Source organism: Streptomyces sp. NPDC090445, assembly GCF_044769385.1.
GTDB lineage: Bacteria > Actinomycetota > Actinomycetes > Streptomycetales > Streptomycetaceae > Streptomyces.
Map to the genome: position 1 here is coordinate 338,467 of NZ_JBIVXV010000006.1, position 16,215 is coordinate 354,681.

The 16,215-nt window shown below is 74.5% G+C and carries 18 protein-coding genes; 7 read left to right on the forward strand and 11 right to left on the reverse strand.

From position 1 onward, the window contains the following. Positions 1-84 precede the first annotated feature (84 nt). Positions 85-966, reverse strand: coding sequence for an alpha/beta fold hydrolase (locus tag ACIQUT_RS16650; RefSeq protein WP_403563633.1), 882 nt, complete (start codon positions 964-966; stop codon positions 85-87). Continuing rightward, positions 963-1,619, reverse strand: a complete 657-nt coding sequence (locus tag ACIQUT_RS16655) for a TetR/AcrR family transcriptional regulator (RefSeq protein WP_403563634.1) — start codon at positions 1,617-1,619, stop codon at positions 963-965. Before ACIQUT_RS16655 ends, ACIQUT_RS16650 begins: the two co-directional genes overlap by 4 nt. 183 nt (positions 1,620-1,802) lie before the next feature. Between ACIQUT_RS16655 and ACIQUT_RS16660 the strand changes: the two genes are divergently transcribed. Further along, positions 1,803-2,039, forward strand: a complete 237-nt coding sequence (locus ACIQUT_RS16660; protein ID WP_403563635.1) for a DUF6126 family protein — start codon at positions 1,803-1,805, stop codon at positions 2,037-2,039. A gap of 105 nt (positions 2,040-2,144) precedes the next feature. On the opposite strand, the gene ACIQUT_RS16665 is transcribed toward ACIQUT_RS16660, so the two are convergent. The 3 genes from ACIQUT_RS16665 to ACIQUT_RS16675 all read right to left on the reverse strand — a co-directional run bounded on the left by ACIQUT_RS16665 (position 2,145) and on the right by ACIQUT_RS16675 (position 5,735). Next, entirely contained in the window at positions 2,145-2,414 is a 270-nt protein-coding gene (locus ACIQUT_RS16665; RefSeq protein ID WP_403563636.1) for a hypothetical protein, read from the reverse strand. 137 nt (positions 2,415-2,551) lie between these two features. Continuing rightward, positions 2,552-4,525 (reverse strand): hypothetical protein, encoded by a 1,974-nt coding sequence (locus tag ACIQUT_RS16670; protein ID WP_403563637.1) that lies wholly within the window; start codon positions 4,523-4,525, stop codon positions 2,552-2,554. Between the two features lie 220 nt (positions 4,526-4,745). Further along, positions 4,746-5,735, reverse strand: coding sequence for a helix-turn-helix transcriptional regulator (locus ACIQUT_RS16675; RefSeq protein WP_403563638.1), 990 nt, complete (start codon positions 5,733-5,735; stop codon positions 4,746-4,748). Positions 5,736-5,826: 91 nt separating this feature from the next. Between ACIQUT_RS16675 and ACIQUT_RS16680 the strand changes: the two genes are divergently transcribed. Together ACIQUT_RS16680 and ACIQUT_RS16685 are read left to right on the forward strand one after the other, a co-directional pair. Then, entirely contained in the window at positions 5,827-6,540 is a 714-nt protein-coding gene (locus ACIQUT_RS16680) for an NADPH-dependent F420 reductase (RefSeq protein ID WP_403563639.1), read from the forward strand. A 7-nt stretch (positions 6,541-6,547) separates the two neighbouring features. Continuing rightward, on the forward strand, positions 6,548-7,777 hold the full coding sequence (locus ACIQUT_RS16685; RefSeq protein WP_403563640.1) for a winged helix DNA-binding domain-containing protein: 1,230 nt from the start codon (positions 6,548-6,550) through the stop codon (positions 7,775-7,777). A 174-nt stretch (positions 7,778-7,951) separates the two neighbouring features. On the opposite strand, the gene ACIQUT_RS16690 is transcribed toward ACIQUT_RS16685, so the two are convergent. The 3 genes from ACIQUT_RS16690 to ACIQUT_RS16700 all read right to left on the reverse strand — a co-directional run bounded on the left by ACIQUT_RS16690 (position 7,952) and on the right by ACIQUT_RS16700 (position 9,706). Then, a complete protein-coding gene (locus ACIQUT_RS16690) occupies positions 7,952-8,509 on the reverse strand; it encodes a TetR/AcrR family transcriptional regulator (RefSeq protein WP_403563641.1) in 558 nt (185 codons plus the stop codon). A 130-nt stretch (positions 8,510-8,639) separates the two neighbouring features. Then, positions 8,640-9,140 carry a MarR family transcriptional regulator gene (locus ACIQUT_RS16695; protein ID WP_403563642.1) on the reverse strand — a complete coding sequence of 167 codons (501 nt, stop codon included), beginning with the start codon at positions 9,138-9,140 and terminating at the stop codon, positions 8,640-8,642. A gap of 86 nt (positions 9,141-9,226) precedes the next feature. Continuing rightward, a complete protein-coding gene (locus ACIQUT_RS16700) occupies positions 9,227-9,706 on the reverse strand; it encodes a DUF6194 family protein (protein WP_403563679.1) in 480 nt (159 codons plus the stop codon). A gap of 79 nt (positions 9,707-9,785) precedes the next feature. On the opposite strand from ACIQUT_RS16700, the gene ACIQUT_RS16705 reads away from it, so the two are divergent. Next, positions 9,786-10,565 (forward strand): MerR family transcriptional regulator, encoded by a 780-nt coding sequence (locus tag ACIQUT_RS16705; protein ID WP_403563643.1) that lies wholly within the window; start codon positions 9,786-9,788, stop codon positions 10,563-10,565. Here the strand turns inward: ACIQUT_RS16705 and ACIQUT_RS16710 are convergent. After that, on the reverse strand, positions 10,549-11,079 hold the full coding sequence (locus tag ACIQUT_RS16710; protein WP_403563644.1) for a GNAT family N-acetyltransferase: 531 nt from the start codon (positions 11,077-11,079) through the stop codon (positions 10,549-10,551). The two genes, ACIQUT_RS16705 and ACIQUT_RS16710, sit on opposite strands and share 17 nt — an antisense overlap. Between ACIQUT_RS16710 and ACIQUT_RS16715 the strand changes: the two genes are divergently transcribed. Beyond that, a complete protein-coding gene (locus tag ACIQUT_RS16715; protein WP_403563645.1) occupies positions 11,078-11,356 on the forward strand; it encodes a hypothetical protein in 279 nt (92 codons plus the stop codon). The genes ACIQUT_RS16710 and ACIQUT_RS16715 overlap by 2 nt on opposite strands. A 169-nt stretch (positions 11,357-11,525) precedes the next feature. Here the strand turns inward: ACIQUT_RS16715 and ACIQUT_RS16720 are convergent, their stop codons facing one another. Continuing rightward, a complete protein-coding gene (locus ACIQUT_RS16720; RefSeq protein ID WP_403563646.1) occupies positions 11,526-11,870 on the reverse strand; it encodes a hypothetical protein in 345 nt (114 codons plus the stop codon). 279 nt (positions 11,871-12,149) lie between these two features. Here ACIQUT_RS16720 and ACIQUT_RS16725 point away from each other — a divergent pair, with 279 nt between their 5' ends. Beyond that, positions 12,150-12,974 (forward strand): class I SAM-dependent methyltransferase, encoded by an 825-nt coding sequence (locus ACIQUT_RS16725; protein ID WP_403563647.1) that lies wholly within the window; start codon positions 12,150-12,152, stop codon positions 12,972-12,974. Positions 12,975-13,118: 144 nt separating this feature from the next. Beyond that, positions 13,119-14,537, forward strand: a complete 1,419-nt coding sequence (locus ACIQUT_RS16730) for a GH1 family beta-glucosidase (RefSeq protein WP_403563648.1) — start codon at positions 13,119-13,121, stop codon at positions 14,535-14,537. Between the two features lie 122 nt (positions 14,538-14,659). Here the strand turns inward: ACIQUT_RS16730 and ACIQUT_RS16735 are convergent, their stop codons facing one another. After that, on the reverse strand, positions 14,660-15,871 hold the full coding sequence (locus ACIQUT_RS16735; RefSeq protein ID WP_403563649.1) for an MFS transporter: 1,212 nt from the start codon (positions 15,869-15,871) through the stop codon (positions 14,660-14,662). Positions 15,872-16,215: the final 344 nt, after the last annotated feature.

The following is a 16,215-nucleotide window of genomic DNA, read 5'->3' on the forward strand; positions in this document are numbered from 1 at the left end:
GGCAGGTCCGCGGTGATGCGGTGGCCACCGGTCGCGATCACGGCATGACCCCGCGCCACCGCGATCCGGGGCGCGGGGGCGGAGTCAGCGCAGCAGCGGGGCGAGGTGCTCGGCGAAATCGTGGGGCTGTTCGACCGCCGCCAGGTGCCCGCCCGGGAACTCGGCCGGCGCGCCGACGCCCAGCAGCTCCGCCAGCCGGACGGCCGGCCCGTAGAGCGGCTCCAGACCGCGCGAGTCCCGGCCGACCGCCAGGACGAGCTTGCCGGTGGCGCGGCGCAGGGCGGACACGTCCGGGGCGGACGAGGAGAACGGGCACAGCACGTGCTCCAGGAACGCCGGCGTGTTGGCGTACATGCGCTCGGCCATCTCCTTCAGGTCCGGGGGCAGTTCGCCGCCGTGGTGGCCGTCGCGACCACGATCACGGCCGTGGTCGTGGTCGCCGGGCCTGCCCTCTGCGAGGCCCTCGCCGAAGCGGGCCATGGCCGGGCCGGGGCCCTGGGTCCGGGCCGTCTCGCGGACCTCGGCGAACAGTGCCCGGTGCGGGGCCGGGTCCGCCAGCAGCTCCAGCAGCGGCAGCTCGTGCGCGACGGTCCGGCGTACCCGGTCGGGGTGGCGGGCCAGCAGGTCGAGCGCGGTGATCGCGCCGGAGCTGCATCCCATGACGAACGCCTCGTCGTGCGGCGCAAGGTGGTCGAGCAGGCGGCGGGCGTCGTCGCTCCAGACCCGCACCTCCTGGTCGGCGAGCGGCCCGTCGAGCCGGCTGCGGGACATGCAGCGCTGGTCGTACGAGACCACGGTGTACCGGTCGGCGAGTGCCGCGGCCAGGGTCCCGTACATGCCGGCGTCTCCCGCGCCTCCGGGGATCAGCAGCAGGAGAGGGCCGCTGCCGCGCGTCTCGTAGTAGAGGGTGGCGCCGGGTACGGCGAGCGTCGCGGCGGTGGGCGTGGGCGTCGTCATGGCCGTCATGGGTTTCCCTGCTCTTCTGCTTCTGCTTCTGCTTCTTCTGCTTCGTCTGCCTCTTCTGCTTCCCTCCGCGTCTCCTGCCGCCCGTCCCCCGCCGGCCAGGCCTCCAGCAGGACGTGGAGCGCATCGAGCGAGCGCGCCCAGGACTCCCCTACGGGGCGGGCGTGGCCGAAGCCGCCGGCGAGCTCCAGGTGGATGTAGCCGTGGAAGGTGCTGCGCAGCAGGCGGCCTGCGTCGGTGAGGTCCGGCTCCTGCAGCCCGTAGGCGCGCAGCATGCCGTACGTCAGCTCGACGCTGCGCCGGAAGCCGGCGGAACCGCCGACTTCCTCCGGCGTGAGCTGCATCTGCGTGGCCGCGTACCGGCCCGGGTGGGCGAGCGCGTAGTCGCGGTAGGCGTCGGCGAAGGCGACGAGGGCGTCCCGGCCGGCCCGGCCCGCCACGGCCGCGGCGATGCGCTCGGTCAACTCTTCGGAGGCGAGGAGGGCGATCCGTACGCGCAGCTCCCGCAGGTTGCGCACGTGCGAGTACAGGCTGGCGTCCTTGACTCCGAAGTGCCGCGCGAGCGCCGACACCGTGGCGTTCTCCAGGCCGACCTCGTCGGCCATGGCCGCGGCTGCTTCCGTCAGCCGGACGACGGTGATCCCGGCACGTGCCATGCCCCGTTCACCCAACCCTTTCCCGCTCCCCGGCCCCGCAACGTCCGCTTCCTAGGGGCTCTAGGTTTCACCCTAGCAGGACTAGGCAGATGTTGATCAAGACCTGCGGGGCGCCGCCCCGGGGCGGCTAGAATTGCCGGGTTCTGACAACGACCACATGGGATTCAGGCAGCGGGAGCCGTGATGGAGCAGCAGGAACGTGCACGCGGCGGCGGCCTCGGAGCCGCGGGCGGCCGGGCCGCGGGCGGCCGGGCCGCGGGCGGCCGGGCCGCGGGCGGCCGGGCCGACGCCGAGGCCGGCTACGAGCAGTGGAAGGGGAAGGGCGTCGCGCTGCGCGCCTTCTTCTACATCGCCGGCACCCACCTCTTCGCCGGCTTCATCTGGCTGCTGTTCACCCTCGGCGAGCACGCCCAGAAGTGACCCCCGGGACCCGAGGGTCCCGGGGGCTCCCGAGGACCCGAGGGCCGGGGAGGGTGGAGGGCGGAAGGGGCAGTTCGACGGGGACGAAGGGCGGAGCAGGGCCGGTCAAGAGGTGTACAGCCACCACTTGTGGTTCATCTGCTTGCACGCGTAGTGCTTCCACTTGCCCTGCGCCTGCCCGCTCTTGCCCGCCTTCTGGCACGCCTGCTTGCTGGCGTAGGGGCCGAACTTGGCGGCGGGCCGGTGCTGCTCCGCCGTCACAGTGGTGGTCTGCTGCTGCGGGGCCGCGGTTGCCGCGCCGACGGGTCCGGCGACGAGCAGTCCGGCGGTGGCCAGTGCAGCGAGCGGAGCGATACGGAAAGTCTTGGCGGTCATGGTGATGGGTCCATTTCGTGTCGGTCCGGGCCCCCTGGCGGAACCCGGACCAACAACGTAGGAATCCCCCGGTCCCGGGCGCATGGGGTGAACGCCCCATCCCGGTCCCGCGCCACCGCGCCACCCGCCCCACCGCGCTACCGCGTCCCGGCGTCCGGGGCGGGCCGCAGCGGCGGCGCGGGCAGCGGGCGGCCCTCCAGGGCCAGTTCCGTCATCAGCAGCAGCGCGCCGGTCCAGCCGAGCGGGGCGACGGACGAGGGGCGGCCGGATCCGTTGACGGTCTCCGGGAGTTCGCCCAGGCCGTTGCACTTGGACAGCAGCCAGTCCAGTACGCCCTGCGCCTTCCCGGTCTCGCCCAGGTGGGCCCAGGCCAGCGCGAAGAAGCTCGTGCTGGCGGTCCAGGCGTACGAACCCCAGCTGAACCCCGGGTCGTTGCCGGGCGAGAGCCCGCCGTTCGGCAGCAGCAGCGCCGCGTGGGTGGAGTCCAGGGCGGCCCGCACGTCGGCGGGGGCCGTGTTGACCGGCGGCGCCATGAAGGCGGCGGCGCTGTCGCGGCCGTGCCTGCCGTCGGCGGTGCGCGGGTAGCCGAGCGGGGCGAAGGAGGCGGCGATGCCGTCCGACAGCCGCCGGGCGGCGAGGGCCCAGCGGTCCGCGTCCTGGCCCTGCCCGAGCCGGTCGGCGAGGTCCGCGGCGGCGTTGAGGCCGGCCAGCAGCGGGGCGGCGGTGCCGATGTTGGGGGTGTCCGTGCCCAGTTCCCAGTAGTCGGGCGAGGCGGGCGGCAGGCCGTCGGCGCCGAGGGAGGCGGCGGCGTGGTCGGCGGCCCTGCGCACCATCGGGTACAGGGCACGGAGCCGCTCGTCCCGGTCCGCGGCCGGCGCCGCCCGGTACCACTGCCAAGTGGCCCAGGGGACCCAGCCGTTGCCGTCGAGCTGCCAGGCCCGGCTGTCCGGCGGGCCGCTGCCGTCCAGCTTGGTGCGGGCCTCCCACGTCCCGTCGGCGCGCTGGGTGTCGGCGTCGTACCGCAGGATCCGGTAGGCCTCCTCGTCGTGGCCGGTGGCGGCGAACGCGACCGCCGCGAAGGCCCCGTCCCGCGGCCAGGAGTACTCCCACGGGGGCGACCAGGCCGCGGCGAAGGCCCCGTTGGGCTGGAGCAGGGCCCGCATGGACAGCAGTGCGCGCTGTGCCGCGGCCCGCCGGTCGGCGGTGGTGCCCGGGATCCGGCCGGCGGCGAGCCAGGCGCGGCTCTCGGTGATCTGCGCCTGGGCTCCGGGATCGTCCGCCGGCACCACGGCGGACTTTCGGGCCCCGGCGGGCAGGTAGCGGCGGCGGCCCGACGGGAGGGTCAGGACGTTGCTGCCGCCGACGTACGCGGCGCCGACCGCGAAGGAGGGCAGGACGGCCTCGGTGGCGGTGCCGTTGGACAGCAGTCCGGCGGTGCGGGCGGCGAGCGCCGAGGTGGGCACGTAGCAGGGCTCTGTCTCGCCGCAGCGCTCGGTGTCGGGCGGGTTCACCCGGAAGGCCAGCCGGGAGGAGGTGGAGGCGTGCCAGCCGCCCCAGTACGCCTTGTCGTAGTTCCAGCTGGTCAGCGAGTCGGGGACGGTGGTGGTCGTGCCGTACCAGGCGATGGTCTTGTTCTCGGTGGTGGTGGCCTGGAGGTGCAGGTGGTAGGTGGTGCCGGGGGTGACGTCGGCGCCGATCGGGAACTCCAGCCAGCCGGCGCCGGCCCCGCCCAGGGAGTCCAGGCTGACGGTCCGGGAGGCGATGACGGATGCGGCGTCGGCCTTGTCGCGGCGGATCTGGGCGGTCACCCTGCCGGTGGCGGCCGTGCTGCCGAGGTAGACGGCCACGCGGGAGACGCGGGTGCCGGAGACGGTGAACTCCTGTGCCGCCGCGTTGTCGGCGGCCTTCACGCTGAACAGGGCGGTCCCGTGCAGGGGCTGGCTGTCGTACGGCCCGGCGAGCGCACGTACGGGCGCGAACGCGGGTACGGGCACGAACGCCGGCGCGGACGGGGGGCCGGCAGCCGGGGGCACTCCCGCCGGCGCCAGGATCAGGACGGCGGACAGCACTGCGGGGAGCACGGTGGGGAGCACGCCCGTCGCGAACGGCATCTGGTGCGGCCCTTCCTGGGTCGGTGCGGTGCGGGGCGAGGCGAGGCGCCGGCCCGGCGCGCAGCGGCGCCCGGCGCACCCCGCACCGGAGGTGGGCCCTCACTGTGCACGCCCCGGACCTGCGGCAGCGGCAGCCCGGGGCCTGTTCCACCCGGGGCGGACCGTATTTCCATCCGATGGCGTGAAACGGTTCGCCATGAGGAAGGCGGCCCGGGCCGGCTCAGTCCGCGGCGCGCAGGAGCCGCTGGGCCGCGGCGCGCAGGTGTGCGAGCACGTCGGGGTCGGCGTCGAGGTCGTACTCGGCGTCGAGGCCGGCCAGGGTCTGCGCGATCCGGGTCAGGGAGTCGTCGGAGGCGTCGACGCGGCAGGTCGTGGTGTCCACGGGACGGAGGCGCGGGCCCAGGCCGCGGATCCGGGCGCGGACGTGGTCGGCCGGGGCGCGGACGGTGGCGACGGCCCGGTGACGGGTGGGCACGGCCGAGAGGCGGTCGGCGACGAACGCGGCCGGGTTTCCGCCGGGGACGGGGCGGGGTGCGACGCGCCGGCCGGTGGGGGCGGCGTCGGTGATGCGGTCGAGGCGGAAGAGGCGCCAGTCGTCCCGGTCGGTGTCGTGGGCCAGGAGGTACCACAGGTCGCCGGAGGCCACGAGGTGGCAGGGCTCGGCACGGCGCCGTACGGCACCGCCTTCCGCGGCGGCAGGTGGCCCGTACCTCCCGTGCCGGGCGGTGTAGTCGAAGGCCACGATCTCGTGGTCGCGGCATGCAGTGGCGAGGAGCGCCAGCAGGGCCGGGTCGGCGCGCGGCCCGCGGTCCTCCCAGACGATGCCGGCCAGGGCGGTCTGCAGGGCGGCGGCCTGTCCGCGCAGCCGGCGCGGAAGGACCCGTTCGAGTTTGGCCAGGGCCTGCAGGGCGGTCTCCTCGATGCCGGTGAGACCGCCGGCGGCGGTGCGCAGGGCGACGGCGATGGCGACGGCCTCGTCGTCGTCCAGGAGGAGGGGCGGCAGCTCGCTGCCGGCGGCCAGCCGGTAGCCGCCGGCGTGCCCGCGCGCGCTCTCCACGGGATAGCCCAGCTCGCGCAGCCGGTCCATGTCACGGCGCACGGTGCGGACGGTCACCTCCAGCCGCTCGGCCAGGTCGGCGCCCGACCATTCCCGGCGGGTCTGCAGCAGGGACAGCAGCCGCAGCATGCGGGCGGTCATCTCGCTCGTCATGGCTTCCATCGTGCCCGAGTCAGAGGACACCCCCTGTCCTGAAACCTCTCTACGCTGAATCCGTCCACACGAACGAATCGGGAGGATTCCCATGAAAATCGCAGTTCTCGGTACGGGTGGGGGCGCGCGGGCGCACATCGCGCGACTCGCCGGGCTCGGCCACGAGGTCTTCGTCGGCACCAGGGACCCGCAGGCCACCCTGGCCCGCACCGAGCCCGACATGACGGTGAACCCGCCCTTCGGGGCCTGGCTCGCCGATCACCCCGGCATCACACTGCTGGCCTTCGGGGACGCCGCGGCCGCCGCCGACGAGGTGGTCGTCAACGGCATCGACGGGCACAGCGCCGTCGCCGCCCTGTCGGCGATCTCCGACGCCCTCGCCGGCAAGACCCTCATCGACTACGCCGTCCCGTACGTGTACAACCCGCAGGTCGAGCACCCGTGGCCCACGCCGTGGGGCGTGATGCCGAGGATGGAGCCCTGCGACACCGACAGCCTCGGCGAGCAGATCCAGCGGGCCCTGCCGCGGACCAAGGTCGTGAAGTCCTTCGTCACGCAGGAGCAGGCGACCGTCGTCGACCCGAAGGCCGTCGGCGGCGGCGCGCACACCGTGTTCGTCGCCGGCGAGCACGCCGACGCCAAGCAGCACGCCGTCGAACTGCTGACGGCGTACGGCTGGGAGGACGTCCTCGACCTGGGGCCGCTGGTGTCCGCCCGGGGCATGGAGATGTACGCCCACCTGCACAGCGCCATCGGCTTCGCCCTGGGCTTCGGCACCCGCTTCGGCATCAAGATCGTCCGCTGAGCCCCGCATGAGCATCCCCATGCCCCTGCCGATGACCGGGCTGCCGCGGATCACCGCCGCCGCGCGCCGTGCCCGCCTGGTGCTCCGCCACCGCCTCGCGCCGTCCGTCCGGGAGGAGACCGCCGAGGCGGTGGCCGAGGCCCTGGTCGGCCTGCACGCCACCGACCCGGCGACCGTGTTCCTCGCCGCGGCCGCCCGGATGCGCGCCCCCACCGCCGCCGCCATCGAACAGTCCCTGTACGAGACCGGGTGTGCGAGCGGGGGCCCGGCGCTGGAGCGCATACGCTGCATGCGCCGCACCATGTTCGTCGTACCGGCCGCGCTGGCCCCGGCCGTACGGTCCGCGACCGCGGGCGGCGCCGCCGGGCGCCACCGCACCGAGGCCGCCGCCCGGCTCCGTGAGGAACTCGGCTGGGACGAGCGTCGCCACGCGGCGGTGGAGCAGGAGGTCCTGGCGGCCTTCGCGGCGCGCGGCCGGGCGACCGCCGCCCAGCTGGCCGCCGACGTGCCCGCGCTGCGCGAGCAGCTCGTGGTCTCCCCCGGCAAGCCGTACGAGTCCCGGCAGCGGGCGAGTACGCCCGTCCTCGGTGTGCTCGCCGCCGAGGGCCGCATCCGGCGGACCCGGCCGGCCGGGTCGTGGACCTCGGCGCAGTTCCACTGGGCGCCGGCCCGGCCGCTGCCGCAGCTGCCCCCTGCGGAGGCCCGCACCGTAGTGGCCCGCCGGTACCTCGAGGCGTTCGGCCCGGCGACCCTGGACGACCTGAAGTGGTGGACCGGCTGGACCGTCACCGACAGCCGCAAGGCCCTCGCCGCCACCGGTGCCCGGGCCGTCGCCCTCGACGAGGGCACCGGCTACCTCCTCCCCGAAGACCTGGGGCCGACGCCGGCGCCGGACCCGCCGGCCGCCGAGCCGGCGGCCGCCCTCCTGCCGGGCCTCGACCCGACGGCCATGGGCTGGCGGCACCGCGCCTGGTACCTCGATCCGGCCCACACCCCGCACCTCTTCGACCGCAACGGCAACATCGGCCCCACCGTGTGGTGGAACGGCCGCATCATCGGGGCCTGGGCCCAGCGCGCGGACGGCCGCATCGTCCACCACCTGCTCGCCGACCCCGGCCCGGCAGCACGCGCCGCCGTCCGCACGGAAACCGACCGGCTGGCCGCGTTCCTCGACGGCACCCGCGTCACCCCCTGCTACCGCACCCCCCTCGAACGGCGCCTCACGGCCGCACACTGAGCCGCCCGCGCTCCGCCCGGGCTCGATCGTCCTTCCGGCGGGACGGCACGGGTTCGCCGTCCCGGGGTCCGGGGGTCCCGGGGTCCCGGCGGAAGCCCCGGAGCGTACGGCTCCGGGGTCCCGGGGTCCCGGCGGAAGCCCCGGAGCGTACGGCCGGCTCGTCCTGCCCCGGCCTCAATCCAGGAGGCGGCGCCGGGCCAGCCGCATGACCTCCGCGCGGCTGCGGCCGGCGTGGTCGGCGGCGATGAAGTGGCTGCCGATGCGCAGCGAGAAGACGATCATGCAGCGCAGCTCGACCTCGTCCTCGTCGGGGCAGAAGGAGCGGAAAAGGGAGCGCAGGTACTCCATGCGCCGGTTGTCCGCCCGCTTCAGCCGGCGGGCGACTTCCTCGTCGCGCCGCGCCCAGTCGCGGATCGCCAGATCGGCGGCCACGCTCGTCGCGGGCTCGTCGGCGGCCACGGCGATGGTGAACAGCTGGTCCAGTTTGGCCCGGGCGTCCCCGCCGGTGCTCTCGACGCGTTCGATCACCTTCTCGGTGACCTCTTCCTCCCACGCGTCGAGGATCTCGGCCAGCAGCGCTTCCCGGTTGCGGAAGTAGCCGTAGAAGCCGCCCTTGGTGACCCCGAGGGCCTGGGCGAGCACCTCGATCCGGACGGCCTCCGGTCCGCCGGCGGCGAGGGCGCGCAGGCCCTCCTCGATCCACCTGCCGCGCGGCGTCCGCGTCGCGCCCATCCGTCTCTCCTCACCCGCGTCCGTGATGCGTACGCCATCGTATAGACGACGCCCGGCGGCGACATTCCGGCCGCCGGGCGCGGTCCGGGGAACGGACGCGGCGGGGGCCTCAGCCCACGTGGCGGGGGCCTCAGCCCACGTGGCGGCCGCCGGTGTTGCGGAGCATCTGCCGGAGGACCTTCAGGGCGGTGACGTAGTCGGCGTCGTCGACGCCCTCGTGGATGCGGGCGCGGATCGACGGGGCGTGCTCCTTGATGCGGGTGCGGGCCTCCTCCCCCGCCTCGGTGATCCACAGGCGGCCTTCGCCGTCCCGGGTCAGCCGCCCCTGCCCCAGCAGGACCTCCGCCTCGGCCTCCAGATCGTCCTCGGACCGGAGGTAGGCGGCCATGGCCCGGCGGAGCTCCGGGACGGTCATGCCGTGCCCGTCGGGCGAGAGGTCGCGCTCCGAGAGGTTGCGCAGCAGCCAGAACTGGGGCTGGGTGAAGCCGAGTTCGGCCTGCCGGGCGCGGGTGAAGGCGATCAGCGCCTCGTAGGCCACCCCGGTCCAGTACGCGGCCGGCTGCCCGGCGAGTTCGGCGTCGGACAGGTTCTGCGGTGCCCCCGGTGCCGTCTGCGTCGACTGTGCCGTCATGGCTGGTGCCCCCTTGTGAGCGGTCGTCCGGCGGACCCCGTGTGATCGCCGGTTCGACAACCGTAGAACCTCAAGCAAGGTCGAGATCAAGCGTTCCCCGGCGGTCCTCCCGATGCGTGCCGCCGTTCGAAGCGGGCACGGGCAGCGTCGTGGGCGCTGCGCAGGAGCCGCAGGACCGTGCCCGTCGTCCTCTCACCGGGATTGACGACGGAGATCCAGCCGACCGCGCCGTACACCGGATGCGGCATCACGCTGTCGGCGGCTGTGTGATCGCGGGGGCGGTCGAGGCTGCGCGGGTCCTCCCCGGTGAGCTCCCGGAACGCCGCACGGTCGACGTGGACGTTCACACGCCAGCGGCCGGGAGGGTCGAGGTCGGAAGCGGTGTCGCCGGGCTGGTCCTTGGTGACGATCGTCCCGTACGGCTGCACGTGGTGCGGCACCCGGCCGTCGGGGGCGTAGTAGAAGAACGCGTCCCCCCAGGCGAGTTCGGGGAAGCCGCCCCCCGGTCCGGGGACCAGCACGAGCGCGCCGTCGAAGCCTCGCACCGTCGCGGTGATCTGTTCCATACTCATGGTTCAAGCATCACCTTCAAGCGCTTGTGTGGGGTTGGCGGTGTACGGGCCGGTGGGCGGTTCACGACGGGCAGTGCTCAGAACGATCGACATCGCCAGGGAGTCGGGGTACTCACTGCAACAGGTTCGCGACCTGGAGCGGCTGGGAGTGATCCCCCCGGCCGGCCGGTCGGACAACGGCTACCGCTCCTACAGCCCGATTCACGTACAGGCCCTTCGCGCCTATCGAGGACTCGCGGCTGCCGCCGGGCCTGTCGCAGCCCGGCGGATGCTCGCGGAGCTGCGGACGGGGACGATCGCGGAGGCCGCCTCGTCGGTCAGCGAGGTGCACGTGCGGCTCGCGCGGGAGCGGGACGAGGCTCTGCGCGCGCAGCAGGCGTTGGAGGCGATCGAGGCCGAGGCGAACGCATCCGGGTTCGAGGAGGAGGGTGACGCGATGACGATCACGGAGCTCGCCCGGGCGCTCGGCGTACGTGCCTCGACCCTGCGGTTCTGGGAGCAGGAAGGGCTTGTCACCCCCGAGCGGGTGACGTCGCTGCGAGCACGCCGGTACGGCCTTCCGGCGATCAGGGCGGCCAGGATCGTTGCGGCCCTCCGCAGCACCGGCCACGGCATCCCCGCGGTGCGCGAGGTCATGGACTCCCTGCACCGGCCCGACGGCCTGGAAGTGACCCGGCGCATCCTGCGACGACGCCTCGACCAGATCGCCACACGGACCGTGGCGCTGCTCCGCGCGGGCGCGGACCTGGCAGCCGTCGTCGCGTTCGCTCAGGAACCGACGGCCGCTTCGGGCCCGGGGTGCCCGGCGGCGGATCCGGCGCCGCCGCATGTGGCGGTCACGGGCGGGGCGTGAGGCGGCGGGTGTAGGTGACGGCGGGGCGGGCGTCGGCCGTGGTGCGGCCGGTCTCGGTGAAGCCGTTGCGGGTGAGGACGGCCCGGGACGCGGGGTTGTCGACGTCGGCGACGGCGGTGAGCGAGGACAGTCCGTACGGGCCGGCGGCCAGGCGGCAGACCTCCGCGACCGCGGCCGTCGCGAGGCCCCGTCCCGCGGCGCGTTCGCCGATCCGGTAGCCGAGCTCGGCGCTCCCCGCGACGGCGTCCACGAGATTGACCCGCCCGACCAGTTCGCCGCCCCCGGACCCGGCGGCCCCGGCCCCGCCCCCGGCCCCGGCCCCGGCCAGCACCACGTGGAAATGGCACGCCCCCGCGTCCTGTTCCGCCAGCAGGGCCCGGTGCCGGGCGGCGAAGTCCGTGAAGTACGCGGCCCCGCGGTCCGGCACGAACCGCGCGAAGTACGCCCGGTTCTCCCTCTCGAAGGCCAGCAGGGCGTCGGCGTGATCGGCCCGGAGACGCTCCAGTCGCATCATGCGGATCAGCATACGAACGTCCGCCGCCCCGAGAGTTGTCGTACCCGCTGTCTACGATCGTGCCGAAGCAGCCGCCGTCGCCACGAACAGCGAGGACTCCATGACGATGCACCGGCCGGGACGGCCCGCGGACCTGCCCCCGGCGGAAGTGCTGTGGGCGCGGTGGGCACTGGCCGCCGTCCTCACGGCCAGGTCCGAGGACGAGGGCCGCGGTGTCCACCGCATCGGCACCTGGGTCGACGGGGCCGGGCTGCACCTCGATGCCGCCGCGCCGTAACACCCGCGCGCGCAGTCGGGGCCGGGGCCGGGGCCGGGCAGGCCTCCGGCCGCCGCCCGCCACGCGGGGCCGGCGGCCCGGTCCGCGTACGCCCGGAGGAAGCCGGACTGCCGACGGAGCCCCGGCACAACGGGGGCCCGCGGCCGCGGGCCCCCGTTCGTCACGGCCGTCAGCAGGGCACGTGCATCATGTACCACTTCTTCGGGCCGGACCCGTTGTTCAGGGAGAAGCTCTTCTGGGCGCCCTTGGGGCCGACCCAGGGGCTGTCCTCCACTCCGCCGTTGTTGAACTCGAAGCGGACGAAGGGACATTTGCCGTCGGCCTTGGTGTCCTTGACGTATCCGCTGACGTGGCCGTCGCAGACGGTTCCGTTGGCCTGTCCGATGGAGCTGGGGGCCGTCCAGTTCCAGCATCCGGCGGCGCCGGTGCCCTGCGCGCTCGCCGCGGTCGCGGTCAGGGCCGTTCCGGAGAGGGCCATTCCGGTGACGGCCAGAGCAGCAAGCACTCGCTTCATGCGATCTCCTCGGAAGAAATCGGCGACCGGGCCCGGCCGCCGGCACGACGGGCACGCTACGGCCTGCTTTTCCGGCTGCGCGCCGGGAGTTCAGGCCATAAACGGAGCCTTCGTACGCTCCCCGGTGGCCGGTTCCGCCGCGCGCGCCGGCGCGCGCGTTCGCTCCGTGGCCGGAAACCCGCCCCGGGCGCCCGCGCCGTCACGCCTGGTGGGGGCGTGGAAAGAGGTCGGGCGTGCCGCCGCTCCGGGCGGGGGTCCACAGGCCGATAGTGGGGTGCTGTGAGCAAGGAAGCGGAACCAGACGGACGGAGCCGCCGCCGCGCTCCGGACAGCGCGGGCGGCACCTGGTCCGGGGCCGCCGGGGCCGAGGCCTTCGCGGCGGTGGAGGCGGCCACGGACTGGATGCTCGGCTACCCCTTCGCGTTCCGGGCGCTGTCCCGCCGGGTCGGGCCGGGCTCGGTGCTCGTGGACTACGGCTGCGGGCCCGGCCGGGTCGCGGACCGGGCGGCGCGGCTGCTGGGGGCGCGGGTGGTGGGCGTGGACACCTCCCCCGAGATGCTGGCGCTGGCCCGGAGCGGGGCGGGAGCGGTGGCGGAGTTCCACCTGGTCGAGGACGGCCGGGTGACCGGCCTCCCGGACGAGTGCGCGGACGCGGTGATGTGCCATCACGTCCTCGCCTCGCTGCCCACCGAGGAGGCGGTGCTGGCGGTGTTCACCGAGATCCGCCGGCTGCTGCGGCCGGGGGCTCCGCTGGTGCTGCTGAGCACCGACCCCGACTGCACCGGCCTGGAGTACGCGTCGCTGCGGATCGGCGGCGGCAGCGGGAGGGCGCCCGTGGCTCCGTACCGTCCGGGTGAGGAGCTGGCGGTACGGCTGCGGCGCACCGACGGGTCCTGGCAGGAGGTACGCAACCACGCCTGGCCCGTGACCGTGCTGCCGGCCCTGCTGGAGCGCTGCGACTTCGGGGACCTGGTGCAGGAGCGGCCGACGGTGGACGAGGCGTCGCTCGGGCTCGCCGACCCGGCCCTGGTGCGGGCGCACGACTGGGCGGCCGAGCGGGCCAGGCCACCGCTGGTGGTGACCCGCGCCGACGCAAAAAGCTGAGGATTGTTCACTTTCCATTGACACGGCGGCCTCCGGGGCCCAACAGTGCGGTGGACGCAGCGCACAGCACAGCACAGCACGCGCACAGCACCTGCACCTGCACCTGCACCTGCACCTGCACCCCGGCGAACGAAGTGAGCCCGCATGACCGCGCCCGTGCCCGTCCCCGCACCCCTTCCCGGCCACCCCGGCCACCCCGGTCTCCCCGCCTTCCCCGCTGACTTCCTGTGGGGGGTCTCCGCCTCCGCCTTCCAGATCGAGGGATCCGTCTCGGCCGACGGCCGGGGGCCGTCCTCCTGGGACGCCTTCACCCGGGAACCGGGAAGGATCAAGGACGGTTCGCACGCCGACACCGCCACCGACCACTACCGCCGCTACCGCGAGGACGTGGCCCTGATGGCCGGACTCGGCGTCGGCGCCTACCGGTTCTCGGTCTCCTGGTCACGGGTCCTGCCGGACGGCCACGGCCCGGTCAACCCGCGCGGGCTCGACTTCTACGACCGGCTCGTCGACGAGCTGTGCGCCCGCGGCATCGCGCCCGTGCCCACCCTCTTCCACTGGGACACCCCGCTCGCCCTGGAGGACCGCGGCGGCTGGCTCGAACGGGACACCGCCGAGCGGTTCGCCGCGTACGCCTCGGTGGTCGCGGAGCGCCTCGCGGACCGCGTACCCATGTGGATCACCATCAACGAGCCCGCCGAGGTCACCCTCCTCGGCTACGGCCTCGGGGAGCACGCCCCGGGCCGGCACCTCGTCTTCGACGCCCTGCCCGCGGCCCACCACCAGCTGCTGGCGCACGGCCTCGGCGTCCAGGCCCTGCGCGCCGCCGGGGCCCGCCGGATCGGGGTGGCCGCCTCGCACAGCCCCGTGTGGGCCGCGGGCGACACCGACGCCGACCGTGCGGCCGCCGGACTGTACGACCTGCTCACCAACCGCCTCTTCGCCGACCCCATCCTGACCGGCGCCTATCCGGACGAAGGGCTGGCCGCACTGCTGCCGGGGCCGGTGGCGGAGGACCTCCGGACGATCTCGGCCCCGCTGGACTGGTACGGCGTCAACTACTACAACCCGATGCTCGTCGGTGCTCCGGAGCCGGGCGGCGCCGCCACCGCCTTCGGCGGGATCGGCATCCCCGCGGACCTCCCCTTCGGGATCCGGCAGCTCGACGGGTACGAGGAAACCGACTTCGGCTGGCCGGTGGTCCCGGACGGGCTGCGCGAACTGCTCGTGGGCCTGCGCGAGCGCTACGGCGACCGGCTGCCCCCGCTCTACATCACCGAGAACGGCTGCTCGTACGGCGACGGGCCCGACCCCGCCACGGGGCGGGTCGCGGACGCGCGGCGGATCGCGTACCACGAGGGGCACCTGCGGGCCCTGCACCGGGCGCTGGAGCAGGGCGTCGACGTCCGCGGCTACTTCATCTGGTCGATCCTCGACAACTTCGAGTGGGCGGAGGGGTACCGGCAGCGGTTCGGCCTCGTCCACGTGGACTACGAGACGCTGGAGCGCACCCCCAAGGACTCGTACGCCTGGTACCGCGACGTGATCAGGACCGGCAGCTGACCGCCCCGGCACCGCCATGCCGTCGCGGATGGCGGATGGCGGTCAGCACCCGCCACCCGCCACCCGCCACCCGGACACGTCGAGGGGCCCTTCCTTCCGCCCGCCCGCCCGGCCGGTGATCGTCAGGCCTGGACGGCGCTGCGGACCCGAGTGGCGGTGAAGACCGCGGCGGCCACGGCGACCGCGGTGAGTGCCACGAGACCGGCCGCGTACGAGTGGTAGCTGCCGTACAGGGCGCCCATCGCCAGCGGCGGGACGAAACCACCGAGGCCGCCCGCCGCCCCCACCACACCGGTGACGGAGCCGACCCGGTTCGCCGGCGCGACCAGGGCGACCAGGGCGAACGTCGCTCCGCTGCCCGTGCCCAGGGCCGCGGCCATGGTCAGGAACGCCACCGTGCCGAACGGGGCCAGCGGCGGGGTGAAGCCCTGGAGCAGAGCGGCGACCGCGACCACGCCCAGCGCCCAGCTCAGCACCCGCACGGGGCTCATCCGGTCCGACAGCCAGCCGCCGACCGGCCGCATCAGCACGGCCAGCAGGACGAACCCGGCCATCCGGTTCGCGGCGTCGGCCGGCTGGAGTCCGTAGGCGGTCTTGAGGTAGGTCGGAAGGTAGACGGAGAAGGCGACGTAGCCGCCGAAGGCGACGGCGTACAGCGCCGAGGCCTGCCAGGTGACGCGCAGTCGGAGCGCACCGCCGAGGCGGCGGGCCAGCGGATCGGTGGGCACCGTCCGTCCCGGGGCGTCGCGCAGCAGGGCCAGCGCCACCACCGCGTACACGGCGAGCACGATCGCGGTGAGCACGAAGGGGGCGGCGACCCCGTGGCTCTTGACCAGGTTCACCGTGGTCAGTGCGCTGATCGCGGTGCCGCCCATGCCGGCCCCGAAGATGCCGATGGCCGTGCCGCGCCGCTCCGGGGGGAACCAGCCGTTGACGAAGGGGACGCCGATGGCGAAGGACGTGCCGCCGATGCCGAGGAAGAACCCGCCGATGAGCAGCTCCGCCAGCGACGAGTGCCCGACGAGGCCGAGGTACAGCACCGGCACGATCGTGGCGGCGGACACCAGCGGGAACATCACCCGGCCGCCGTACCGGTCGGTGAGCGCGCCCACCGGTATGCGGCCCAGGGAGCCGACGATCACCGGGACGGCGACCAGCAGTGACTGCTGGAACGTGCTGAGGTCGAGGGAGTCCTTGAACCGCGCGCCGAGCGGGCTGATCAGCGCCCAGGCCCAGAAGTTGAGGGCGAAGCCGAGGGTGGCCAGGGTCAGCATCAGCGTTCGCTGCCCGGAGGTCGGCGCGGCGGGTCTGTTCCCGGTCGGGCGGGTTTCCATGGTGGGGTCTCCGTTTCTCCGATGAGCGCGACGGTGTGTGGGAGGGGAGTGAGAGGGGAGGGGAGGGGACTGGGAGGGAGCGGGAGGATCACGGCCGACCGGGCGGACCGGCCGCGCGCCCGGCTTCGGCCGGGTGCCGGGTCGGGGCGTACATGCAGGTCACCTCCGGTTCGATCAGGCATCAGCCTGCTGTGTCGGGAGGGGTGCGAGGCCGTTCCGATGGTCCTGGTCCAGGGGACCGGGAGCCCCGATTCCGGCCGGACAACCAGGCCTGCCGGCGGGGGGATCAGGGACCTTCGGCCCCCGCCTGCTGCGGAGCGAGGGCGGACGCACGTGAGCGGTGC